Origin of the sequence: Roseburia sp. AF20-18LB, assembly GCF_003461185.1 — a bacterium.
Lineage (GTDB): Bacteria > Bacillota > Clostridia > Lachnospirales > Lachnospiraceae > Roseburia_C > Roseburia_C amylophila.
This window is the reverse complement of record NZ_QTWP01000002.1, coordinates 452,929-477,047: the sequence shown is the minus strand read 5'-3', so window position 1 is coordinate 477,047 and position 24,119 is coordinate 452,929. Positions and strand designations below refer to the sequence as shown.

Annotated in this window: 20 protein-coding genes and 1 other annotated feature; of the genes, 19 read left to right on the top strand and 1 reads right to left on the bottom strand. The window is 42.0% G+C overall.

Annotation, left to right across the window (positions count from 1 at the left end):
• The first annotated feature begins 40 nt into the window (after positions 1-40).
• From rplA to DWX65_RS06780, 14 genes are all read left to right on the top strand, one after another.
• Positions 41-733, top strand: coding sequence for a 50S ribosomal protein L1 (gene rplA, locus DWX65_RS06845; protein ID WP_022242926.1), 693 nt, complete (start codon positions 41-43; stop codon positions 731-733).
• A gap of 34 nt (positions 734-767) precedes the next feature.
• Positions 768-913 (top strand) — a sequence feature (ribosomal protein L10 leader region).
• Between the two features lie 47 nt (positions 914-960).
• The gene (rplJ, locus tag DWX65_RS06840) at positions 961-1,536 is read left to right on the top strand and encodes a 50S ribosomal protein L10 (RefSeq protein WP_022242927.1); all 576 of its coding nucleotides are present in this window, start codon (positions 961-963) and stop codon (positions 1,534-1,536) included.
• A gap of 51 nt (positions 1,537-1,587) precedes the next feature.
• Complete coding sequence (gene rplL / locus DWX65_RS06835) at positions 1,588-1,962, top strand: 50S ribosomal protein L7/L12 (RefSeq protein ID WP_117697286.1); 375 nt, start codon at positions 1,588-1,590, stop codon at positions 1,960-1,962.
• A gap of 162 nt (positions 1,963-2,124) precedes the next feature.
• Positions 2,125-2,445: a hypothetical protein gene (locus DWX65_RS06830; protein ID WP_118056678.1), complete on the top strand. Its 321-nt coding sequence runs from the start codon at positions 2,125-2,127 to the stop codon at positions 2,443-2,445.
• 207 nt (positions 2,446-2,652) lie between these two features.
• Positions 2,653-3,204, top strand: a complete 552-nt coding sequence (locus DWX65_RS06825) for a sigma-70 family RNA polymerase sigma factor (protein WP_118173120.1) — start codon at positions 2,653-2,655, stop codon at positions 3,202-3,204.
• Between the two features lie 4 nt (positions 3,205-3,208).
• Entirely contained in the window at positions 3,209-4,363 is a 1,155-nt protein-coding gene (locus DWX65_RS06820; protein WP_118173119.1) for a DUF4179 domain-containing protein, read from the top strand.
• Between the two features lie 378 nt (positions 4,364-4,741).
• Positions 4,742-8,599, top strand: a complete 3,858-nt coding sequence (gene rpoB / locus DWX65_RS06815) for a DNA-directed RNA polymerase subunit beta (RefSeq protein WP_022242932.1) — start codon at positions 4,742-4,744, stop codon at positions 8,597-8,599.
• A 20-nt stretch (positions 8,600-8,619) separates the two neighbouring features.
• Positions 8,620-12,291, top strand: coding sequence for a DNA-directed RNA polymerase subunit beta' (rpoC, locus tag DWX65_RS06810; RefSeq protein ID WP_118173118.1), 3,672 nt, complete (start codon positions 8,620-8,622; stop codon positions 12,289-12,291).
• A 132-nt stretch (positions 12,292-12,423) separates the two neighbouring features.
• Positions 12,424-13,572: a glycerate kinase family protein gene (locus DWX65_RS06805; RefSeq protein ID WP_118173117.1), complete on the top strand. Its 1,149-nt coding sequence runs from the start codon at positions 12,424-12,426 to the stop codon at positions 13,570-13,572.
• A gap of 306 nt (positions 13,573-13,878) precedes the next feature.
• Positions 13,879-15,258 (top strand): PTS transporter subunit EIIC, encoded by a 1,380-nt coding sequence (locus DWX65_RS06800; protein WP_118173116.1) that lies wholly within the window; start codon positions 13,879-13,881, stop codon positions 15,256-15,258.
• On the top strand, positions 15,245-16,711 hold the full coding sequence (locus tag DWX65_RS06795) for a glycoside hydrolase family 1 protein (protein WP_118173115.1): 1,467 nt from the start codon (positions 15,245-15,247) through the stop codon (positions 16,709-16,711). The genes DWX65_RS06800 and DWX65_RS06795 overlap by 14 nt, the downstream gene beginning before the upstream one ends.
• Positions 16,695-17,645 carry a nuclear transport factor 2 family protein gene (locus DWX65_RS06790; protein ID WP_118173114.1) on the top strand — a complete coding sequence of 317 codons (951 nt, stop codon included), beginning with the start codon at positions 16,695-16,697 and terminating at the stop codon, positions 17,643-17,645. Before DWX65_RS06795 ends, DWX65_RS06790 begins: the two co-directional genes overlap by 17 nt.
• A gap of 39 nt (positions 17,646-17,684) precedes the next feature.
• Positions 17,685-18,554: a PRD domain-containing protein gene (locus DWX65_RS06785; RefSeq protein ID WP_118173113.1), complete on the top strand. Its 870-nt coding sequence runs from the start codon at positions 17,685-17,687 to the stop codon at positions 18,552-18,554.
• A complete protein-coding gene (locus DWX65_RS06780) occupies positions 18,554-19,030 on the top strand; it encodes a PTS sugar transporter subunit IIA (RefSeq protein WP_117841448.1) in 477 nt (158 codons plus the stop codon). Before DWX65_RS06785 ends, DWX65_RS06780 begins: the two co-directional genes overlap by 1 nt.
• 2 nt (positions 19,031-19,032) lie before the next feature.
• On the opposite strand, the gene DWX65_RS06775 is transcribed toward DWX65_RS06780, so the two are convergent.
• Positions 19,033-19,455 carry a hypothetical protein gene (locus DWX65_RS06775; protein WP_117697253.1) on the bottom strand — a complete coding sequence of 141 codons (423 nt, stop codon included), beginning with the start codon at positions 19,453-19,455 and terminating at the stop codon, positions 19,033-19,035.
• 91 nt (positions 19,456-19,546) lie between these two features.
• On the opposite strand from DWX65_RS06775, the gene DWX65_RS06770 reads away from it, so the two are divergent.
• The 5 genes from DWX65_RS06770 to DWX65_RS06750 all read left to right on the top strand — a co-directional run bounded on the left by DWX65_RS06770 (position 19,547) and on the right by DWX65_RS06750 (position 23,584).
• Positions 19,547-20,632 carry a serine/threonine-protein kinase gene (locus DWX65_RS06770; protein WP_118173112.1) on the top strand — a complete coding sequence of 362 codons (1,086 nt, stop codon included), beginning with the start codon at positions 19,547-19,549 and terminating at the stop codon, positions 20,630-20,632.
• A gap of 139 nt (positions 20,633-20,771) precedes the next feature.
• The gene (locus DWX65_RS06765) at positions 20,772-21,536 is read left to right on the top strand and encodes a hypothetical protein (protein WP_118056663.1); all 765 of its coding nucleotides are present in this window, start codon (positions 20,772-20,774) and stop codon (positions 21,534-21,536) included.
• Between the two features lie 238 nt (positions 21,537-21,774).
• Positions 21,775-22,263, top strand: a complete 489-nt coding sequence (locus DWX65_RS06760; RefSeq protein WP_117841445.1) for a GNAT family N-acetyltransferase — start codon at positions 21,775-21,777, stop codon at positions 22,261-22,263.
• 28 nt (positions 22,264-22,291) lie between these two features.
• Positions 22,292-22,993: a DNA/RNA nuclease SfsA gene (sfsA, locus tag DWX65_RS06755; protein ID WP_118173111.1), complete on the top strand. Its 702-nt coding sequence runs from the start codon at positions 22,292-22,294 to the stop codon at positions 22,991-22,993.
• 36 nt (positions 22,994-23,029) lie between these two features.
• Positions 23,030-23,584, top strand: coding sequence for an acyltransferase (locus DWX65_RS06750; RefSeq protein ID WP_118173110.1), 555 nt, complete (start codon positions 23,030-23,032; stop codon positions 23,582-23,584).
• The last annotated feature ends 535 nt before the right edge of the window (positions 23,585-24,119 follow it).

Here is a 24,119-nt window from a genome sequence, read left to right as displayed (position 1 = left end):
AGGGTACCACTCCCGATAATACCACAGGAGGTTATTTAGAATGAAAAGAGGAAAGAAATATTTAGAAGCTGCAAAATCAATTGATAGAGCAACTTTATATGATCCGGCAGAAGCAATCGGACTTGCAAAGAAAGCAGCCGTTGCAAAATTTGATGAGACTATCGAAGTTCACATTCGTACCGGATGTGACGGACGTCACGCAGATCAGCAGATCCGTGGTGCAGTTGTATTACCACACGGAACTGGTAAAGCTGTAAAAGTATTAGTATTCGCAAAGGGAACCAAATTAGACGAGGCTCAGGCAGCAGGTGCTGATTTCGTTGGTGGAGAGGAATTAATTCCGAAGATCCAGAACGAAGGATGGCTTGACTTCGACGTTGTTGTTGCAACTCCTGATATGATGGGTGTTGTTGGACGTCTTGGTCGTGTACTTGGACCGAAGGGCTTAATGCCAAACCCAAAAGCTGGAACTGTTACTATGGACGTTACCAAGGCAGTAAACGATATCAAAGCCGGAAAAATCGAGTATAGATTAGACAAAGCAAATATTATCCATGTGCCAATTGGAAAAGCATCCTTTAGTGAAGAACAATTAGCGGACAACTTCCAGACTCTTATTGATGCCGTAAACAAAGCAAAACCGGCTACATTAAAAGGTCAGTACATGAAGAGCGTTTCTGTAGCTCCTACCATGGGACCGGGTGTAAAAATCAACCCACTGAAGCTTGTTTAGTTTTTGTTATTGACATCCAAGATATTAATTGCTATAATAGCAAAGCATATTGCCGAAGACAGTAGGTGCCGTAAGGCGTAACCGTAGAGAACCTACCGAGGAAATGCAGATACTTATGTATTTGTAAATGAGATTTCAAATCCTCTCTGTCTTCCACAGAGAGGATTTTTTAAGGTAATGTACCTGTCTTTCGCAAGATGAAAAATAAAGAAGGAGGTGCACGATTCGTGGCAAAAGTAGAACTTAAACAGCCTATCGTACAGGAAATTTCTGAGCAGATTAAAGATGCACAGTCAGTAGTAGTCGTTGACTACCGTGGACTTACCGTTGCAGAAGATACTCAGCTGCGTAAGCAGTTAAGAGAAGCTGGTGTTGCTTATAAAGTATATAAGAATACATTAGTTAATTTTGCAATCAAAGGAACTGATTTCGAAAGCCTTTCCGACGTATTGGAAGGACCAAACGCATTCGCAATTTCAACAACAGATGCAACAGCACCTGCAAGAGTAATTGCTAAATTTGCAAAGACAGCTCCTGCACTTGAGATTAAAGCCGGCGTAGTAGAAGGAACCTTCTATGATGCAGATGGAATGAAAGCAATCGCTACAATCCCATCCAGAGAAGAATTACTTTCCAAATTCCTTGGAAGTATCCAGTCTCCTATTACAAACTTCGCTCGTGTTATTAATCAGATCGCTGAAAAAGGCGGCGCAGCAGACGTAGAAGTTAAGGCAGAAGAGGCAGCACCTGCAGAAGAAGCTCCAGTAGAAGCTCCTGCAGAGGAAGCTCCAGCAGCAGAATAATCTGCAAACCAATTTTATTGAAAACAAAACCAAAAACGGAGGTAAATTAAAATGGCTAAATTAACAACAGCTGAGATGATTGACGCTATCAAAGAGTTAAGCGTATTAGAGTTAAATGAATTAGTAAAAGCTTGTGAAGAAGAGTTCGGTGTATCCGCAGCAGCAGGCGTTGTAGTTGCAGCAGCAGGTGGAGACGCAGCAGCAGCAGAAGAGAAGACTGAGTTTGACGTAGAGTTAACAGAAGTTGGACCAAACAAAGTTAAGGTTATCAAAGTAGTTCGTGAAGCTACTGGCTTAGGCTTAAAAGAAGCAAAAGACTTAGTAGATGGCGCTCCAAAGATCGTAAAAGAGCAGGCTGACAAAGCTACAGCTGATGACATCAAAGCTAAATTAGAAGCTGAAGGTGCTAAAGTAACATTAAAATAATTTTTAATTCACAACTGAATTAGAAATGATAGGAATCGGATTCATAGAAATATGGATCCGATTTTCTTGTAGTTTATAGGACTTTAGACCTATTGACGTAAAAAGAAAATATGTAATAATAGTAGCGTAACTTGAAAACAATATAAGAATAGGAGATTAGTTATGAACACAGGACTTAAGGTATGGCTCTGGATTGTATTTGTAATCAATATCATTTCCGGAGTAATGATGATTCCGTTAATGCTCATTCAGCCACTGCTGATTGTCAGCCTCATTGCAGAAGTGCTTATTATCGTAGGTGCCGGCCTGATTTTGTTTGCACAGAAGAAGGTTGGATTCTATCTGATGATTGCATGTGCAGCAATCGGTCTGGTAATCAATATCTTTGGCGGGGTTGGAGTGGTAAAAAGTATCATCAGCGCAGTATTGTGCCCACTAATTACATACTTATTTATGCAGAAAGACTGGGACAGCTTCCGGTAAAAATGAACTCCACCTGAAGAAGCTGGCACTGGCAGCTTTTATGGATGATGGACAATGAAGAGACCTTCTGGCAGAAATGCTGGAAGGTTCTTTGTTTTATAGAAAATATTTTTATAAAAGTGATAGATTTAAGACATCAGATTCGTAATAATAAGTGTAGCTGCAAAAATGCAAACCATGGTGCATGAAGCAAAAGGCAGGATAACAATGAAGATAACAGAGAAGAATTATATTCAGCAATTACAATTGCATAATGAAGAAGCATTGATTTATGTCATAGATATGTATGGTGGATTGCTTAAGGCGGTCATCCGGAAACACTTATTTACCATGCCACAGAAACAGGAAGAATGCATGAACGATGTGCTGCTTTCCATCTGGGAACACGCAGCATCCTTTGATGATAAGAAGAACAGCTTCAAGAACTGGACGGCAGCCATTGCCCGGTACGAAGCCATCGACTATCTTAGAAAATATAAGCGGGACTTGGAACAGCTTTGTATGGATGATGTGACAGCGGCGGAAAATGACAGGATGTTAGAACAACTGATAGAAGGGGAATTAAGCCATGAAGTAGAACAATTGCTTTTGTGCCTGAAACCTCTTGACCGGAAAATATTTATGAAATTATTTGTAGAGGAAGAATCTGTAGAGCAGATAAGCGAAGATACCGGACTTCCGAGAGATGTCATTTACAACCGGGTATCCAGAGGAAAGCGGAAAATGAGAAACATGTATTTGAAACAGAAGGAGGCATGAAGAGATGAAAGACGATAAAATCTATGAAATGTTAAATGATGCGGAAATTGATTTGAATGAATATGAAGTAGAAGAGTTATCCTCCGAAGAAAAGGAACGGTATAAAACGAGAATCCGGATGGAGGTAAAACGTATGAACATGGAAACAAGGAATAAGAAAAATAAAAATATAAGAAAAATTGCGGCAGGAATGGCAGCAGCCTGTGCGGTTGCAGTAGGAGTAGCAGGATTTTCTAATTCTGCACTGGCAGACAGCATCTACAGCAACACAATCGGAAAACTGATTGGCGCAACACAGGGAGATAAAGATGAAAAGGAACTTTCGGATATCTATTCTACCATTGGAAAAGAGTCCACGGAATTGGTTTCGGATAATCAGTGTGTGCTGGAAACAGACCAGAGTGGAGTAAAGATAAGCGTTTCGGATGTGTATTGCGATGGTTACCTGCTTTACTACACAACCACCCTTAGCACAGACAATGAAAAACTGAATGAATCAGATTGGATTATGGGACCGCAGAGTGATAAGGTGATGGAAAATGTTTCTATCAATGAAACCCTGATTCAGTCGGTAATCGGGCAGCCTTTTGAAAAGGCAGAGGACGGAAGCTATGTGAAGATGGAGCAAATTGATTTATCAACATTGACTGATGAAAATGATAATCCGATTGATATTTCGGACTTGAAAGATTTTACCGTAACCTGGAGCATAGACACCTTGGAAGGCTATCTTTCCGATGCATGGGATGAAAATGGAGAATATCAGACCACCACAAAAGTAAGCGGAGACTGGCAGCTCTCCTTCCCGGTGCATGTGGATACTTCCAAGAATGAGACTATCGCAGTAAATAAAGAAGATAATGGTGTTGCAGTAAGTCAGGTGATCAAAACCGGTGCCGTCTTGATCGTTGATATGCAGCTCCCGGATATTACCGGCGCACCGTACAATGACCCACATAATGACCCGGATATATTTATTACCGACGAAGCAGGCAATGCAATGTGGTGGTTAGGCGGCCGGTTTACCCCAAATGAGGATGGAAGCCAGAGTGAACGGATTATGCTGCTTTATAATGGAGAGAGTACAATCCATATATCCGTAACCAACAAAAATGGTGCAGGTGAAAGTATTGCAGAACTGGATGTGGACTTAAAATAAAACCGGAATCAATAAAATAGATAATGAAATATGTAATAGAATAGAAAAATAAAGAAAAAAGGGTAAAGAAAAAAGCAGCTATGGGATGCAAAGAAAAAAGCATTTCATGGCTGCTTTTTCTGATGTTAGGCAGCTATAAAAAACGCAGATGGCAGGCTGCATCACTGCGAGGATGAAAATTATTCCCCAATATTGAAAAATATATGCATATTGTGCGAAAATAATGCTTGACTTTAGAAAACTACTTGTGGTATCATATACGTTGCACTATTGTGGTGAGGTGGCTTTACTATATCCTTTTTTAGGAAATGAAGCCCGAAGAATATAATTTGCTGAAATTTAGTGGATTGAGAATAAAAAACGAGAGGTGAAACGTCAATGGAGAAAAACAGAATACGTCCGGTGAAGGCTGGAAAAGGCATACGTATGAGTTACTCAAGACAAAAAGAGGTATTGGAAATGCCAAACCTGATTGAGGTCCAGAAGGATTCCTATCAGTGGTTCTTAGACGAGGGCCTGAAAGAAGTGTTTGCAGATATCTCTCCGATTGAGGATTATAGCGGACATCTTAGCTTGGAATTTGTGGATTTCACATTATGTGAGGATGATGTGAAGTATACAATTCCGGAGTGTAAACAGAGAGACGCAACTTATGCAGCTCCTTTGAAGGTAAAAGTCAGACTGTATAACAAAGAAACAGATGAAATTAATGAACATGAGATTTTTATGGGCGATTTACCTCTCATGACAGAGACAGGAACCTTCGTTATCAATGGAGCAGAGCGTGTTATCGTAAGCCAGTTGGTTCGTTCCCCTGGTATTTACTATGGCATTGCGCATGATAAAGTAGGTAAGGAACTCTATTCCTGTACCGTAATCCCGAATCGTGGAGCATGGTTAGAGTATGAAACAGACTCTAATGATATTTTCTATGTACGTGTTGACCGTACCAGAAAAGTGCCAATCACAGTATTACTGCGTGCATTAGGACTGGGAACCAACCAGGAAATTATAGATTTATTTGGCGAAGAGCCAAAGATTTTAGCATCTTTTGGAAAAGACGTTGCTACAAGCTACGAGGAAGGTCTTCTGGAATTATATAAGAAGATTCGTCCGGGCGAGCCTCTTTCTGTTGATAGTGCAGAGAGCCTGATTACCGCAATGTTCTTCGACCCAAGACGTTATGACCTGGCAAAGGTAGGTCGTTATAAATTTAACAAGAAGCTGGCATTTAAGAACCGTTTACGCGGAAAAGTGCTGGCTGAAGATGTTGTTCTTGAGACTACCGGAGAGGTAATCGAAAAAGGAACAGAGCTGACCAGAGAACTTGCAGAAGAGATTCAGAACGCAGCTGTTCCGGCGGTATATATTGCTACAGAAGAAAGAAATGAAAAAGTTCTTTCTAATATGATGGTAGACCTCACTACCTATGTTGATGTAGTACCGAAGGAAGTTGGTATTACTGAGCTGGTATATTATCCGGCATTAAAGAAAATCCTGGATGAAAATGAATCCTTGGAAGATATCAAGGAAGCAATTCGTAAAAACGTATCTGAACTGGTTCCGAAGCATATCACCAAGGAAGATATTTTCGCATCCATTAACTACAATATGCACTTGGAGTGGGGCATTGGAAATGATGACGATATTGACCACTTAGGCAACCGTCGTATCCGTGCCGTAGGTGAGTTATTACAGAACCAGTACAGAATCGGACTTTCCAGAATGGAACGTGTGGTTCGTGAGCGTATGACCACCCAGGATCAGGAAGGAATTTCTCCTCAGAGCCTGATTAATATCAAACCGGTAACCGCAGCAGTGAAAGAGTTCTTCGGATCTTCCCAGCTGTCGCAGTTCATGGATCAGAACAACCCGCTGGGTGAGCTGACACATAAGAGACGTTTATCCGCATTAGGACCAGGTGGTTTGTCCAGAGACCGTGCCGGATTCGAGGTTCGAGACGTACACTACTCCCATTACGGAAGAATGTGCCCTATTGAGACTCCTGAAGGACCGAACATCGGACTTATCAACTCACTGGCATGTTATGCAAGAATTAACGAATATGGTTTCATTGAGGCACCATATCGTAAGATTGATAAAACAGATCCTAAGAATCCGCGTGTTACAGAAGATGTTGTATACATGACCGCAGATGAAGAGGATAATTACCATGTAGCACAGGCGAATGAAAAACTGGATGAAGAAGGACATTTCGTAAGAAATTCCGTTTCCGGCCGTTACTTAGACGAGACACAGGAATATGACAAGCAGATGTTTGATTATATGGACGTATCTCCTAAGATGGTATTCTCTGTTGCTACCGCATTGATTCCGTTCTTGCAGAACGATGATGCGAACCGTGCGCTGATGGGATCTAACATGCAGCGTCAGGCAGTACCTCTTCTTACCACAGAAGCTCCTGTAGTAGGAACCGGTATGGAAACCAAGACTGCAGTAGACTCCGGTGTATGTGTAGTTGCAAAGAAATCCGGTACTATTGAGAAATCTGAGTCAAACCAGATTACCGTGAAGAATGATGATGGAACAAGAGACGTATACAAACTGACCAAGTTCTCACGAAGCAACCAGTCCAACTGCTACAACCAGAGACCAATCGTGTTCAAAGGTGATCATGTAGAAGCTGGCGAAGTAATTGCTGACGGACCATCTACCTCTAATGGTGAGCTTGCTCTTGGAAAGAACCCGTTAATCGGATTCATGACATGGGAAGGTTACAACTACGAGGACGCTGTTCTTCTGAGTGAAAGATTAGTACAGGATGATGTTTATACATCTGTCCATATTGAAGAGTACGAAGCAGAAGCCCGTGATACTAAATTAGGACCGGAAGAAATTACAAGAGACGTTCCAGGTGTCGGCGATGATGCATTGAAAGACCTCGATGAAAGAGGAATCATCCGTATCGGTGCAGAAGTTCGTGCCGGTGATATTCTGGTAGGTAAGGTTACTCCAAAGGGAGAGACAGAGCTTACCGCAGAAGAGAGACTGTTACGTGCCATCTTCGGTGAGAAAGCAAGAGAAGTAAGAGATACTTCCTTGAAAGTACCACATGGTGAATATGGTATCATTGTAGAGGCGAAAGTATTTACAAGAGAAAATGGTGACGAATTATCCCCTGGTGTAAATCAGGCAGTTCGTATTTACATTGCACAGAAGAGAAAAATCTCCGTTGGAGATAAGATGGCTGGACGTCATGGTAACAAGGGTGTTGTTTCCCGTGTACTTCCGGTAGAAGATATGCCATTCCTGCCGAACGGCCGTCCACTGGATATTGTATTGAACCCATTGGGTGTACCTTCCCGTATGAATATCGGTCAGGTCCTGGAGATTCACTTAAGTCTTGCAGCGAAAGCACTTGGATTTAACATTGAGACTCCTGTATTTGACGGTGCACGAGAGATTGATATTCAGGATACCCTGGAACTGGCAAATGATTATGTCAACTCCACCTGGGAAGAATTTGAAGCAAAATATAAAGATACATTGCGTGAAGATGTAATGCAGTATCTTTCCGATAACAGAGACCACAGAGAATTATGGAAGGGCGTTCCGATTTCCCGTGACGGAAAGGTTCAGCTTCGTGACGGACGTACCGGAGAAGAATTTGACTCACCGGTTACCATTGGGCACATGCATTACCTGAAACTGCATCATCTGGTAGATGATAAGATTCATGCACGTTCTACCGGTCCTTACTCCTTAGTAACACAGCAGCCTCTGGGTGGTAAAGCCCAGTTTGGTGGACAGCGTTTCGGAGAGATGGAGGTTTGGGCACTGGAAGCTTATGGTGCATCTTACACATTACAGGAGATTCTGACTGTGAAGTCCGACGACGTGGTTGGCCGTGTGAAGACATACGAAGCAATCATTAAGGGTGACAATATCCCTGAACCGGGAATCCCAGAATCCTTCAAGGTACTTCTCAAAGAACTTCAGTCCCTTGGTCTTGATGTCAGAGTATTAGATGAAGACCGTAACGAAGTTGAACTGATGGAGACCAGCGAATATGGTAACACAGATTTGAATTCCATTATCTCAGGCGATAAAGATTTCGCGTTTGAAGACAGCGAGTCCTTCGGAAAGATGGGCTTTACCAAACAGGAATTTGATTCTGAGAGTGGAGAACTCAACAACGTAGAAGAAGAGGAAGAGGATGATGACGCAGGCTTCGATTTTGACGATGCTGCCGATGAAGTTCTTGACGAAGAATAAATAGGAAGGGAGTGTCATTAATGCCAGGAACAGTAAAACAGGAAACTTACCAGCCGATACAGTTTGATGCAATTCAGATTGGTCTGGCATCACCTGAGAAAATCAGAGAGTGGTCCAGAGGAGAAGTTAAGAAACCTGAGACCATTAACTATAGAACTTTGAAACCGGAAAAAGACGGATTATTCTGTGAGAAGATTTTTGGACCGAGCAAAGACTGGGAATGTCATTGTGGTAAGTACAAAAAGATTCGTTATAAAGGTGTTGTCTGCGACCGCTGTGGTGTTGAAATCACCAAAGCCAGCGTTCGTAGAGAGCGTATGGGACATATCGAGCTTGCAGCTCCGGTATCCCATATCTGGTACTTCAAAGGAATTCCATCCCGTATGGGATTAATCTTAGATCTTTCTCCAAGAACATTGGAGAAGGTTCTGTACTTTGCTTCCTATATCGTACTGGATGCAGGTTCTACAGATTTATCTGTAAAGCAGGTATTATCCGAGCAGGAATATCAGGATGCAAGGGAAAAATATGGCAGCTCTTTCCGTGTTGGAATGGGTGCAGAAGCCATTCTTGAGTTATTACAGGCAATTGACCTGGAGAAAGATGCAGCAGAGCTGAAAGCAGAATTAAAAGATGCTACCGGTCAGAAACGTGCAAGAATCATCAAGAGACTGGAAGTGGTAGAATCCTTCCGTGAATCCGGAAATAAACCGGAGTGGATGATTATGACCGTTATCCCGGTTATTCCACCAGACTTACGACCTATGGTACAGCTGGATGGTGGACGTTTTGCAACATCCGATTTAAATGATTTATATCGTAGAATTATCAATAGAAATAACCGCCTGAGAAGATTGTTAGAGTTAGGTGCACCTGATATCATCGTTCGTAACGAGAAGAGAATGCTGCAGGAAGCAGTAGATGCCCTGATTGATAACGGTAGAAGAGGAAGACCGGTAACCGGACCTGGTAACCGTGCTCTGAAATCTCTGTCCGATATGCTGAAAGGTAAATCTGGACGTTTCCGTCAGAACCTTCTTGGAAAACGTGTAGACTACTCTGGACGTTCCGTTATCGTCGTAGGACCGGAACTTAAGATTTATCAGTGTGGTCTGCCAAAAGAAATGGCAATCGAGCTGTTTAAACCGTTTGTTATGAAAGAGCTGGTTGCAAACGGAACTGCACACAATATTAAGAGTGCAAAGAAGATGGTTGAAAGATTACAGTCGGAAGTCTGGGATGTCTTAGAAGATGTCATCAAGGAGCATCCGGTTATGCTGAACCGTGCTCCTACACTGCATAGACTTGGTATTCAGGCATTTGAGCCAATCCTGGTAGAAGGTAAAGCAATTAAGCTTCACCCATTGGTATGTACCGCATACAACGCCGACTTCGACGGAGACCAGATGGCTGCCCATTTACCACTGTCACAGGAAGCACAGGCAGAATGTCGTTTCATGCTGCTTTCACCGAACAACCTGTTAAAACCTTCTGATGGAGGTCCTGTAGCCGTTCCTTCACAGGATATGGTTCTTGGTATCTACTATCTGACACAGGAAAGACCAGGTTCCTTAGGAGAAGGCGGATACTATAAGAGTGTAAACGAAGCAATTCTGGCATATGAGAACCAGGCACTGACCTTACATTCCAGAATCCATGTGCGTGTTCATAAGACCATGCCGGATGGAACTGTTAAGACTGGTGTCGTTGAGTCCACACTGGGAAGATTTATCTTCAATGAAATCATTCCTCAGGATTTAGGTTTCGTAGACAGAAGCAAGCCTGAAAATGAACTGGTACTGGAAATCGATTTCCATGTAGCAAAGAAACAGTTAAAACAGATTCTGGAAAAAGTTATTAATACACACGGAGCAACCAAGACCGCTGAAGTATTAGACGATATTAAGTCCATGGGTTACAAGTACTCTACAAGAGCAGCTATGACCGTATCTATTTCAGATATGACAGTACCGCCTCAGAAACCGGAAATGATTGCAAAGGCTCAGGATACGGTAGACCGCATTTCAAGACAGTACAAACGTGGTCTTATTACAGAGGAAGAGCGTTACAAAGAAGTTGTTGAAACATGGAAAGAGACTGATGATGAGCTGACAGAAGCACTGCTTTCCGGTCTGGATAAATACAACAACATCTTCATGATGGCAGATTCCGGAGCCCGTGGTTCTGATAAACAGATTAAACAGTTAGCAGGTATGCGTGGTTTGATGGCTGATACAACCGGTAGAACAATCGAGCTGCCTATCAAATCAAACTTCCGTGAAGGTCTTGAAGTATTGGAGTACTTCATGTCCGCACATGGAGCCCGAAAAGGTATGTCCGATACTGCGTTACGTACCGCCGATTCCGGTTACTTAACCAGACGTCTGGTAGACGTATCACAGGATCTGATTGTCCGTGAATCTGATTGCTGCGCAGGCACAGGAAGAGAGATTCCTGGTATGTATGTCAAAGCATTCATGGATGGAAAAGAAGAAATCGAAAGTCTTGAAGAGCGTATTACAGGAAGATTCTCCTGTGAGACAATTTGCGATAAAGATGGTAATGTGCTTGTAAAAGCAAACCATATGATTACACCAAAACGTGCTGCAGCAATTATGAGCAAGGGTGTAGATGAGAATGGAGAGCCATTAACCAAGGTTAAAATCCGTACCATTCTTACCTGCCGTTCCCACATCGGAGTTTGTGCAAAATGTTATGGAAGCAATATGGCTACCGGTCAGGCGGTACAGGTTGGTGAAGCAGTTGGTATTATCGCAGCTCAGTCTATCGGAGAACCTGGTACACAGCTTACCATGAGAACATTCCACAACGGTGGTGTTGCCGGTGACGATATTACACAGGGTCTTCCTCGTGTCGAGGAGCTGTTTGAGGCAAGAAAGCCTAAGGGACTTGCAATTATCACAGAATTTGGTGGTGTTGCAACCATTAAAGATACCAAGAAGAAACGTGAGATCATTGTAACAAACAATGAAACAGGTGAGACTAAGACTTATCTGATTCCTTACGGTTCCAGAATTAAGATTATGGATGGCGCAGTATTAGAGGCTGGTGATGAACTGACCGAAGGTTCTGTAAATCCACACGATATCCTTAAGATTAAGGGCGTACGTGCCGTACAGGATTACCTGATTCAGGAAGTACAGCGTGTATACCGTCTGCAGGGTGTTGAGATTAATGATAAACATATCGAGGTTATCGTTCGTCAGATGTTAAAGAAGATTCGTATTGAAAATAACGGAGATTCTGAGTTCCTGCCAGGAACATTAGTAGATAATCTGGATTACGAAGAGATGAATGAGCAGTTAGAGGAAGAAGGCAAAGAGCCGGCAGAAGGTAAACAGGTATTACTTGGTATTACCAAAGCATCTTTGGCAACCAACTCCTTCTTATCAGCAGCATCCTTCCAGGAGACAACTAAGGTTCTGACAGAAGCAGCTATCAAGGGCAAGATTGACCCATTGATTGGTCTGAAAGAGAACGTAATTATCGGTAAGCTGATTCCGGCTGGTACTGGTATGAAGCGTTATCGTAACATCAAACTGAACACAGATGTAAACGAAGAGGAAGAACTCTCCTTTGATGATTTTGACGGATTCGATGAGGCACCTGTGACAGATGAAAACGAAGAGACAGAAGCAAAAGAAGAAGTAACTGCTTCTACAGAAGAATAATGTAAGGTTCGAAGAACTGATGCAGATACAGGAAGGGAAGCTCTGGCTTGATAGGCCGGAGTTTCCCTTTCGAGTTAGAGATTCTTTTAAGCTTTTATACAGGTGGTAGAATAAACAAACGAGGAAAATCCAATGAAAGTAATCGTAGCAATAGATTCTTTAAAAGGCAGCTTAAGTTCCTTAGAGGCGGGAAAAGCCGCAGAAGAAGGAATAAAGAGGGCGATGCCTGAAGCAGATATAATTATAAAGCCGGTAGCAGACGGTGGCGAAGGAACAGTATCTGCGCTGACAAGCGGTCTGAATGGCAGATTGGAAAAAGCAGAAGTGACAGGACCACTTGGTCAGAAAGTAAAGGCGGTCTATGGGATTCTTCCGGACAAAACTGCTGTAATAGAAATGGCAGAAGCAGCTGGTCTGCCACTGGTGCCGGTGGATAAACGAAATCCAATGGAAACCACTACTTATGGTGTGGGGGAACTGATAAGCCATGCCATGGATAGAGGCTGCCGTAAGTTTATCGTTGGAATTGGCGGCAGTGCCACCAATGATGGCGGTGTCGGAATGCTGCAGGCTTTAGGGTGTCATTTTTATAAAAAAGATGGAATTGAAATAGGATTTGGAGCAACAGAACTGAAAGACCTGGAAACGATAGATACGGAGGCGTTGGATAAGAGACTGAAAGAATGTACTTTTGAAATAGCCTGTGATGTGACCAATCCATTATGTGGCACAACAGGAGCCAGTGCTGTGTTTGCACCACAGAAGGGCGCAGACGAGACCATGGTAGTAAGACTGGATGCGGCATTAGCTCATTTTGCTGATGTATCAGAAAAGGCTTTAGGCGTAGACAACCGGAACATGTCGGGAGCCGGAGCAGCAGGCGGACTGGGCTTCGCATTTGCATCCTATCTGGACGGGGATTTACGTCCGGGTGTAGATATTGTATTAGATGCAGTATTGCCGGAGAAAGAATTAAGTGAAGCTGATATCGTAGTGACCGGAGAAGGAAGATTTGACGGACAGACGGCTATGGGAAAAGCGCCGGTTGGAATTGCAAAGCGGGCAAAAGAAAAGGGCTGCATGGTACTGGTATTTGCCGGCAGCATTGAACCGCAGGGCGTCCGGAAAGTGCAGGATGAAATGCAGCTTGTAGATGGAGCATTTCCAATTTTGCCGGGTGTGATGACATTGGAAGAAGCCATGCAGAAGACAGTGGCATATGAGAATATGAGCTATACGGCAGAACAGGTATTCCGGGTGATTGGAAACTGTCAGAAGTGACGAAATTTGCCGGTGTAATTTGGCAAATATTACGGCTTGTAATTACTGAATTTGCATGGTAACATAAATGTATCAATTGAGAACAAGATTGTAACTCCTTGGAGGCATTACTTGTACAGCTTTTCGTTGTATGGTGCCAAAGAGGAGCTTTTTTGTTGCAGCAAATGGAAATTTCCGAGAGGATTGTTATCCTGGAAACAGGAGCATTACCCAAAGGACATAGTAAAGCGCGTGCTATGTGTTTTGGGTATTTTTTGTTCAAAATGATTGTTATAAAACGAGGCAGCAGAAAGGAGAGTGTTTCATATGCAGAGTAAATTTGAAAAAATAGCGGAAGAAATACTGGAAAGAATAGGGGGAGCAGCAAATATAAGTAATTGCACACATTGTATGACCAGACTGCGGTTTACATTAAAAGATACCAGCCTGGTGAAAGTAGAGGAAATAGAGGCATTACAGGGAGTACTGGGCATAAAAAATGCAGGAGGACAGTTTCAGGTAATCATCGGAAAAGATGTAAATGATGTCTATGACTGTGTCTGCAAAATTGCAAATATCAAAACTACAGAATTAGATATTACAGATGGAGAAGAGGCTGGAGAAAAGAAAAAAATCGGACAGCAGATATTAGATTATATCAGCAATGCATTCATACCATTGGTTCCGGCACTGGTTGGTTCCGGTATGTTAAAGGGATTCCTGTCCTTGTTTACTTATTTAGGCTGGCTGGATGCAACCAGCGCAACGTATGCTGTATTGTCAGCAGCAGGAAATGCAGTATTTTATTTTATACCACTTTTAATTGCGTATAATACAGCAAAATATTTAAAAGCAAATATTGTTGTTGCAATGGTTATCATGGGAGCGTTGATGGAACCGAATTTTACGGCACTGGCAGGAGCAGAAGACCCATTAACATTATTTGGACTGCCGCTAACGGTAATAACATATTCTTCCATGATTATACCAGCATTAATTATAGTACCTATACAGGCTCAGCTGGAAAAATTACTGAAGAGGTTTATTCCAAAATCAATCCAGTTATTATTTGTGCCACTGATTACCATTTTTGTTATGGTGGTATTGAGTGTATTGGTAATTGGCCCGGCATCCAGTGAATTGTCCAATCTGATTGGAAAGGCAAGTAACTGGCTGAATGATACCAATGCAGTTTTGTTTGGAATTCTGGTAGGTGGAACTGTTGGATATCTGACTATTCTTGGTGTACATATGGCACTGGTACCTATTATCATGTTGAATTTTACAAATATGGGAGCTGACCCGGTATTGGCATTTATGAGTGCAACCTGTTATGCACAGATTGGAGTGGCATTTGCTATCTGGTTCAGAAGCAAAGACAAGGAAGTAAAATCTCTTGCAGGAGCAAGCGGAATTACCGCATTACTTGCCGGAGTGACAGAGCCGATTCTCTTTGGCGTATGTATGAAATATAAACGTTCTTATGCAGTGATTGGTATTGCCGGAGCCCTGGGCGGTATGATAATGGGGATTTTCGGATGTAAGGCAATGGGATTTGTCAATGCAGGGATTTTAGGATTATCCGGATATTTTTCAGATACATTTGGATTCTATTTACTGGCAGCAGCAGTAAGTATGGTCGCAGGATTTATTTTGATGGCAGTGTTTGGATTTGGTAAAGGAGAGAGAAAGGATGCAGCAAGATAAAGGAAGCTTTCCAGATGATTTTCTGTGGGGTGGTGCTGTTTCAGCGTGTCAGACAGAAGGCAGCTGGAATGTAAATGGAAAAGGAGCCAGCATAGCAGACTGTATGGCATTGGGAGATAAGGAGGAGGGGAGAAAATGCTTCCCCTCCTTAGATAAAAAATATATTTATCCATCTCATTATGGAAATCATTTTTATGAGCATTATGAAGAAGATATCAAATTATTTGCAGAAGCAGGATTTCGATGTTTCCGGATGTCTGTTGCGTGGACAAGAATATTCCCAACGGGAGAGGAAGAAACTCCGAATCAGGCAGGCTTAGACTACTATAGAAGCGTGTTTGAAACCTGCAGAAAATATAAGATGGAGCCGATAGTTACAATTCTGCATTATGATCTGCCATTGGCACTTGCAATGAAATATGAAGGCTGGAGTAATCCAAAGCTGATTCCGCTATATGAAAAATATGCAAAAACCATAATCGATGAATATGCAGATCTGGTGGTTTACTGGATTCCTTTTAATGAGATAAACGGCCTGACACTGCCGCTTGGAACAGTATTTGGCGGTGGAATAATTGAAAAAGAAGGATGCAATATTTTGCCGGAACAGGATGACATGGAAAGAAGATATCGGTGTTTGCATCACCAGTTTCTTGCGGCAGCATGGGTAAGTGCATATGCCCATGAAAAATATCCACATATCAGGGTTGGTACAATGATTGCCTATTACTGTACCTATCCTTATTCCTGCAGACCGGAGGATGTAAGAATGGCACAGGAGCATCATAAGATTCACAATCTCTTTTGCCTGGATGTGCGGTTAAAAGGAAAGTATCCATGGTATATGAAAAAATTTTTCCGGGAAAATAAGATTTCGATAACATGCAGTAAAGAAGAGAAAGAACTTTTGCAGAAAGGAACAGCCGATTTTTGTGGATTCAGCTATTATTTTTCGAACTGTATCAGTGGACAGCAGGGATTGGAGTCCTCCATGGGAAATCTGATGGCAGGAGTAAAGAATCCATATTTAAAACAAAGTGAGTGGGGCTGGCAAATTGATGCAGAGGGACTTCGGATTGCTTTGAATGAATTGTATGGAAGGTATGAAGTCCCGCTTATGGTATTGGAAAATGGCCTGGGAGCACGAGATAAGGTTGAAGAGGGGAAAATTCAGGATACCTACCGCATTGCCTATTTAAAGGAACATATAAATGCCGTAAAAGAAGCACTGGAAGATGGTGTGGATGTGAAGGCCTATACGGCGTGGGGCTGTATAGATTTAGTAAGTGTGAGTACAGGTGAAATGGATAAACGCTATGGAATTATTTATGTAGACTTTGATAACAAAGGAAATGGAAGTGGAAAGAGAATTCCAAAAGAATCTTATTACTGGTACCGTCAGGTTATAGAAAGCGGGGGAAAAGAGGGTTTATCATATGAGAGAAAGAGATAAAATAAAGCAGCAGTTTGAATATTTTGTCCAGGGCCTGGAAAAGAATGATGCGAAGTTCTGGGAGATGGTCATTGCCAAAGATTGCAGAATGCAGTCGGAAACGGTTGGAGATGCGGAGGGATTTGATGCAGTCAAAGAGAAATTGGTCTGGAGAGGACCAAAGCTGGATTTCAACCGGTACCGGATTTACAATACATGTATTTTTCAGGAAAAGAATCAGGCGGTGCAGTCGGCATATGTGATTGCAACAGTGGGAGTGAAGGAAGATTATTATTTACATTGGTTTACATTTGGCGGACACTATCTGATAAACTGGATAAAGGAAGATGCGATATGGAAAATGAGTAGTCTGAAATACTGCCATGATATGGAATGCGGAAATACATCCTTTGTCCGGGGATGGTGGAAGTTAATTGATTATGATATCTGGACCGGCTATAAAAACCATCCTGTTATTTCAAAAGAAGAAGCACCATGGCGGGTAATGGACAATGAGGAAGACTGGACAGAGGAAGAAAAGATTGCAGATCTGTTCTGCCGGTATGCATGGGGGATTGATGAGGATGACTTTGAGATTACAGCATCGGTTATGACAGAGACGATTCAGTCGAATATACCGGGAAACTCCTTTGAAGGAAAAAAGGAATTGCTCACTATGCTGCAGGGAAAGCGGAAAAAGGAAAACAGTATGTCGCATGTGGGAAAGATTGTGTCGATAAAGCAAACCGGCGATGAAGCAGAAATGGTGGTATGGCGGTATGAACCGCACAGAATCGGCACAAAATTTACCCATGCTGGTAATATTGATACTATGTTTTATTCGGTAGACTACCTGTGGCACCTGAAAAAAGAGGATGGCAGGTGGTTGGTAACAGGAATCGATTATAATATTGGTGTATTTGGTGAAAAAGATGATGGAAGATACTATCAGTAACGTAGTATAATAGAGAAAACTCATGTGGAGGAAAAAGCGATGTTTGCAATTAAGAAAATCAATAATAATGTAGCAGTATGTAAAGATGGGAATGGTTGTGAATTAATTGCTTTTGGAAAGGGAATTGGATTTCCACAGATGCCATATGAGATAAAACTAGAAAATATAGACAGGACATTTTACAATATCAGCGCACAGTACATGGGACTGATGAATGAACTGCCGATGGATATCATAGAATTTACAATGAAAATACTGCCGGTGGTACAGAGCAAGCTGGATTATGATTTAAATCCAAATCTTGTGCTGACACTGGCAGACCATCTGGCATTTGCAATGGAGCGGGAGAGGAAGAAAATTTATATTGAGATGCCGCTTATTTATGACATGGAGCAGCAGTATCCCATGGAAATGAAATTGAGCCGGTATATTGTGGCGCAACTGGACAAAGTATTTCATGTGAAATTAAAAAGAAATGAATTATCAGGAGTTGCCATGTCTATCATAAGTGCGAAGATTACATCCGAGCAGAAGACAAAGGGAACGGATAAGATTGACTTTGAAGGCGTATTGAAGGATATCGGCCGGATTATAGAAAAGGAGCTTCATATCGTGGTAAATAAAGAATCCTTTGATTATGCCAGATTTGCAACTCATATGAAATATCTTTTGGACCGGATTTGCAGCAAACAATATATTGATACGGATAATATCACACTGTATCAGAATCTCAGGGAAGAGTTTGCGGATATTTCCAGATGTGTGGACTGTATTATAGAATATCTGAATCAGAAATTAGATTGTGAAGTAACAGAAGAGGAAAAAATGTATCTGATTCTGCATGTAAATCGGATTTGCAGTAAGGAAAAATGTGCAGAAGAAACAGAGGATGGGAAAGGAAATAGATAATGTTTTTTAAGAAAAAAGAAAGTGGAGAAGAAATATTTGCTCCGATGAATGGAAAATATATCGAACAGGCACAGATTCCGGATGCAATATTTGCAGAAGGAATGCTGGGAACAGGATGTGGTATCTGCCCGGAAGATGGCACCGTTTATGCACCGGCAGATGGTAAAATCGTTTCTGTGGCAGAAACTGGACATGCCATTGGAATAGAGACACCAAAGGGTGCAGAACTGCTGATTCATATAGGTATGGATACAGTGGAACTGAATGGACAGGGCTTTGAAGTATTTGCAAAAGAAGGGGACAAGGTAACAAAGGGACAGAAACTTATAAGCTGTGATCTGGAATTTGTGAAATTAAAAGGATTTTCTACAGTTACCGCATTGGTTGTCACCAATGCTGCTGAATTTAATGAAATTCATTTTGAAACAGGAAAAACATTTCCTGCCACAGCTTTGCTGGGCGAAGTAAGAAAATAATTTCAGGCGAGTTCCTTATATCCTAATTCATACAGTAATTCATTTACATCTGAGAGTGCACAGTTCCGCTGCAGGGAAAAGATAATCGCGCTGTCCCGTTCTATACGGGCATAGAGAATGGGATATCCGGTGGCTTTTAAAAGATTCTGTACTTCCGTAAAGGATAAATGCATGGCAAAGCAGAGAGCAAGCACTTTGTCTCTGGAAGGACGCTTGCGTCCATCAAAAATCTGATAACAGTAGTTACGGTCAAGACCGCTTTTCCGAATGAGAGAAGGCAGGTCTTGATTTTTTGTATGAATCAGCTGATTGAGATAATCGGAAACAGAGACCTGTACCAGTTCTGGTTCTTCCTGCTCGGTATAATCGGAGAAGGAAGGCGTATTTTTTAAAATATCTAAAAGTTCCTGCGTTGATTTTTTCATTTGGCGAATCCACCCATTTCTGCTATAGTGATATTGATTATCATAGAATGTAGAAGATAAAAATGCAAGAGAAAAAGGGAGTCTGACAGCAATGAGCGAAAAATTATACCAGGAGTTTCAAAGAAAACAGCAGGTGCCATTGACGATATTGGGAGGTAAGATGCCTTATCAGACGCAGCTGGTGCAGGACACTTCCACGGGAAGGATTCTGGTTCAAAAAATTATAAAGAAAGAAAATATTCCCATTTATTGTAAATTACAGAACCTGCAAAGTCCACATCTTGTAAGAATCATAAGCTGCAAAGAGCAGCAGGATGTGGGCGTGATATTAGAAGAATATATCAGCGGAGAAACACTGGATGAAAAATTGCGGCGATATGGGACGATGCCGCCGGAACTTGTCGGAAATTATGCACAGCAGCTGTTGGAGGTGCTGGAGCAGATTCATGCACAGGGAATTGTACATCGGGATATTTCACCGAAAAATATATTGATTTCCACAGATGGAGTTGTAAAATTACTGGATTTTGACATTTCTCGGCAATGGAAAATGAACCGGAATGCAGACACAACGATTCTTGGAACGGTTGGCTTTGCATCTCCGGAACAGTATGGTTTCCTTCAGACAGATGCAACGGCAGATATTTATGCAGTGGGTGTCCTGATGAATGTGATGTTAGAGGGCGTGCTGCCGAATGTACGGCTGACAGGGAAAAAACCATTCCAGGGTATCATAAAAAAGTGCATAGAGATTGACCCACAGAACCGCTACCAGAGTGTCAGTGAACTCAGGCTGGCATTTAAACCGGAGAGACAAATGCCCCAGGGAAAGCAGACGATTCTTCCGGGCTTCCGGACCGGAGTTGTCTGGAAAGAGATACTGGCAGTTTTTATTTATCTGTTTCTGATTATAGGCAGTATACAGTTTATGATGATGTATGGTAAAACGCCGGCCGTTTTTGGAATGGAAGCAATTGCGGTACTTATCTATGCATGGCTGTCCTGCGCGGTGGGATTCAATTTTCTGCTGTGGGATACCAAAGTCCCGGGAATCCGTTCGCTTCAGAAACCGGTACGGATAATCATCCGGATTATCCTGGCACTTATCCTTTTCTATTTTGGAATGCTACTGGAAAATTATGTAAAATTTACGCTGCTTGGGCTGACACCACAATAGAAATTGCCTGGCAGGAAGAGACAGGAAAATGATTGACATAAAAACGATTTAAAAATGTATGCCGTCAGCATACCACAAAACCTTCCGACTCATATATGATTGTCTCATACATAAGATTTATGAAAACGGGAGGCATAAGATGGAAAAAGTAAAGAAACCAATTTATAAGAAATGGTGGTTCTGGGTAATTATCGTTGTAGTCGTATTTGCAATTGCAGCAGGCGGTGGAAGCAGCAAGAAGGATTCGGATAAGAATTCTGTTACAGACACAGAACAGGCAGAGAGCGGCAAGAGCAAAGATACTGATAAAGATGCTGGGAAGGAAGATGCTCCGGAAGAAGATTTATCACAAATCGAGACGGATTATACGCTTGGAGCAGGACATTACACAGCAGGTGTTGACCTTCCAGTTGGTAAGTGCAATCTGACAGCAGTAAGCGGAAATGGAAATGTCAGCAGCAGTAATATGTTTAATGGCGGCATCAATGCAATGTTTGGCGTGGATGATGGGAACGGACTTTATGAATCCTCTTTTAATGGATTGAAAATGAAGGAAAACGTGGAACTTAAGATTTCAGGAGATGTAGTAGTACAGGTCAGTTATACAGAAGTAACCGGAGGCATGAGTGGAAGAGAATATGATGAATCAGCAGCAGTGGAATTAGGCAGTGGCAATTATACGGCAGGCACAGATTTCCCGGCAGGAACTTATACCGTAACAGCTGTGGATGGAACCGGAAACGTCAGCACATCAAATTTATATGATGGTGGAATGAATGAGATGTTTGGAGTAGACGATGGAAATGGTCTTTATACACCAGAAGTGAAAAATGTGGAACTGAGTGATGGCGTGGAATTGAAGGTAAGCGGAGTAAACATTCGCCTGGTGCCAGTGAAAGAATAGTTTGGATTTCAGAAAGCAGAACAGAAAAATATAATAAAAAACAGAATAGAAAAGCACGACAGAAATTGTCTTTGATAAAGAACAAGGCTGTTGTGCTTTTCCCGTTTCACAGGAAATACTACGAGAACTGGAATTCGTCTCTTGAGAAAAATCATAAGGGGTTATACAATAAGAGAAAGTTATAAAAGGTTACAAAAGAATTAAAAAGTTATAAAGAGTTATAAAAGGAGTACACAAAATGACAATCCGTACCGCGCAGATGGAAGATATTGATGCAATTACAGCAGTGGAGACAGAATGTTTTCCACCGGCAGAAGCAGCAACAAAGGAAGAATTCGCAGAACGTTTAAAATATTATAAAGACCATTTCTGGCTGATGTTCGATGGGGGACATCTGGTGGCATTTGTTGATGGCATGGTGACTAATCAGAAAGACCTTACAGATGAAATGTATGAAAAGGCAGACCTGCATGAGGAGCAGGGGGACTGGCAGATGATTTTCGGTGTGAATACCATTCCTGCATATCGAAGACACGGTCGTGCAGAACAGTTATTAAAAAGAGCTATTGCGGATGCGAAAGCCCAGGGAAGAAAAGGGCTGGTGCTGACCTGCAAGGATAAGCTGATACATTACTATGCAAAATTTGGATTTGAAAATGAAGGCGTATCAGAGTCTGCCCATGGAGACGCGGTGTGGAACCAGATGCGTCTGACTTTTCAGAAATAAGATAAACAGGAATCAGAGGATATAGAAATTGAAATATCAAAAAGTGATAGAGGGAAAATTTGTAGACCGTCCCAACCGTTTTATTGCGCATGTTAAAATTGATGGAGAACTTCAGACGGTGCATGTAAAAAATACCGGGCGCTGCAGGGAACTGCTGCTTCCGGATGCAGCAGTCTATCTGGAAGTGGCAGACAATCCAAAACGAAAGACAGCATATGATCTGATTGCTGTATATAAAGAAAATTTCGGGCTTATTAATATAGATAGTCAGGCGCCTAACAAGGTGGCAAAAGAATGGCTTGAGACACAATCGTTTGATTTGATTAGACCGGAATATAAATATGGAAATTCCAGGATAGATTTTTATATGAAAAAGGGACAGCAGGAATATTTAATGGAAGTAAAGGGCTGTACTTTGGAACGTGATGGCATTGGTTATTTCCCGGATGCACCGACGGAACGTGGCGTGAAACATTTGCGGGAGCTGGCAGAAGCAAGAAAGGCTGGCTATGAATGTATATTGGCATTTGTAATTCAGATGGAAGGTGTGGAAGAAGTGCGGGCAAATGTAATGACTCATCCTGAGTTTGGAAAAGCATTGGAAGAAGCAGATGCAGCAGGCGTAAAGATATGGTTTCTTATGTGTAAGGTAGAAAAGGACGGCCTCAGTGTGAAAGACTGGGTTCAGCGTGCAGAAACAGCGGAAACACGATTGCATTCAAATGGTTAATTGCCAAAGGAAGAATAATTAAGGAGAATACGGCGAATGGATTGCAAAGAAGTAAGAGTTGATATGAGGATACCAAATCCAAAAGACCGGGAAGAAAATGTAAGGGCGGCGCAGATTATGTTTCAAATGAACCATACGATGCCTTTTACGGAAGAATATCAGACGCTTTTAAAAGAATTGTTTGGAGAGAACCTTGGAGAGGGAAGCTACGTTGCAGCACCAATCAGTGGTGCCTGTGTCAGTACCATGAAAATTGGAAAAAATGTTTATATTAATTCTGGGCTGCTGGCAATGGCACGTGGTGGAATCGCCATAGAGGATGGCGTGCGGATTGCAGCTAATGTCCAGCTGATTTCGAATAAGCATGATCCTTATGATTTGTCGATACTGACCTGCAAGCCGGTGCTAATTAAAAAAGCCGCATGGATTGGCGCGGGCGCAAGCATCCTGCCGGGGGTAAGCATTGGAAAACATGCCATCGTCGGGGCAGCATCAGTAGTGACAAAAGATGTGCCGGACTATGCAGTCGCAGTCGGAAATCCGGCAAGGGTAATAAAGTATCTGGATGCCAGCCGTTTCGAAGAGATATAAGGAATAGATTTTATGGGATGGCAGGCAATATATAGCCAGGGAAAGAGTGCTGCGCTTCAATATTGTAATGGTGGGTTCCCATCGCAACCGGGCTACATAGTCGGGAAAAGGGTACTACGCTTCGATGACATTTTTTACTGAGAAGCAGCATAATTAGGAGGAAGAATGATAGCTGAAAAATAGTTGGTTAACAGAAATATCATACTAACGCTAATAATATAGAAGAAATGGTATGAAGAATGAGAGAAAATCTCTTGAAAAGTAAGTTATAAAGCAGAAAAATCATACTTAAAAGAAGATAAAGACAGATTTAGTATGAGAAAAGTAAGAAAAGTTGCGGAAAAATCATACTAAAAGGAATATGTTGCTGCATTTAGTGTGAAAAGACGCCACTTCGATTCCGCTGCGCTGCATCTCAGTCGTGGCTGTCGCCACATGAACGGAAAGATTCAGGCATAAGAACGAGAACCGCCACTTCGATTCCGCTGACGCTCCATCTCAGTCGTGGCTGTCGCCACATGAACGGAAAGATTCA

Bases quoted from the DNA above. Each gene is read 5' to 3' on its own strand.
- rplA (WP_022242926.1), top strand. From the start codon at position 41: ATGAAAAGAGGAAAGAAATATTTAGAAGCTGCAAAATCAATTGATAGA.
- rplL (WP_117697286.1), top strand. From the start codon at position 1,588: ATGGCTAAATTAACAACAGCTGAGATGATTGACGCTATCAAAGAGTTA.
- DWX65_RS06830 (WP_118056678.1), top strand. From the start codon at position 2,125: ATGAACACAGGACTTAAGGTATGGCTCTGGATTGTATTTGTAATCAAT.
- DWX65_RS06825 (WP_118173120.1), top strand. From the start codon at position 2,653: ATGAAGATAACAGAGAAGAATTATATTCAGCAATTACAATTGCATAAT.
- DWX65_RS06820 (WP_118173119.1), top strand. From the start codon at position 3,209: ATGAAAGACGATAAAATCTATGAAATGTTAAATGATGCGGAAATTGAT.
- rpoB (WP_022242932.1), top strand. From the start codon at position 4,742: ATGGAGAAAAACAGAATACGTCCGGTGAAGGCTGGAAAAGGCATACGT.
- rpoC (WP_118173118.1), top strand. From the start codon at position 8,620: ATGCCAGGAACAGTAAAACAGGAAACTTACCAGCCGATACAGTTTGAT.
- DWX65_RS06805 (WP_118173117.1), top strand. From the start codon at position 12,424: ATGAAAGTAATCGTAGCAATAGATTCTTTAAAAGGCAGCTTAAGTTCC.
- DWX65_RS06800 (WP_118173116.1), top strand. From the start codon at position 13,879: ATGCAGAGTAAATTTGAAAAAATAGCGGAAGAAATACTGGAAAGAATA.
- DWX65_RS06795 (WP_118173115.1), top strand. From the start codon at position 15,245: ATGCAGCAAGATAAAGGAAGCTTTCCAGATGATTTTCTGTGGGGTGGT.
- DWX65_RS06790 (WP_118173114.1), top strand. From the start codon at position 16,695: ATGAGAGAAAGAGATAAAATAAAGCAGCAGTTTGAATATTTTGTCCAG.
- DWX65_RS06785 (WP_118173113.1), top strand. From the start codon at position 17,685: ATGTTTGCAATTAAGAAAATCAATAATAATGTAGCAGTATGTAAAGAT.
- DWX65_RS06780 (WP_117841448.1), top strand. From the start codon at position 18,554: ATGTTTTTTAAGAAAAAAGAAAGTGGAGAAGAAATATTTGCTCCGATG.
- DWX65_RS06775 (WP_117697253.1), bottom strand. From the start codon at position 19,455: ATGAAAAAATCAACGCAGGAACTTTTAGATATTTTAAAAAATACGCCT.
- DWX65_RS06770 (WP_118173112.1), top strand. From the start codon at position 19,547: ATGAGCGAAAAATTATACCAGGAGTTTCAAAGAAAACAGCAGGTGCCA.
- DWX65_RS06765 (WP_118056663.1), top strand. From the start codon at position 20,772: ATGGAAAAAGTAAAGAAACCAATTTATAAGAAATGGTGGTTCTGGGTA.
- DWX65_RS06760 (WP_117841445.1), top strand. From the start codon at position 21,775: ATGACAATCCGTACCGCGCAGATGGAAGATATTGATGCAATTACAGCA.
- DWX65_RS06750 (WP_118173110.1), top strand. From the start codon at position 23,030: ATGGATTGCAAAGAAGTAAGAGTTGATATGAGGATACCAAATCCAAAA.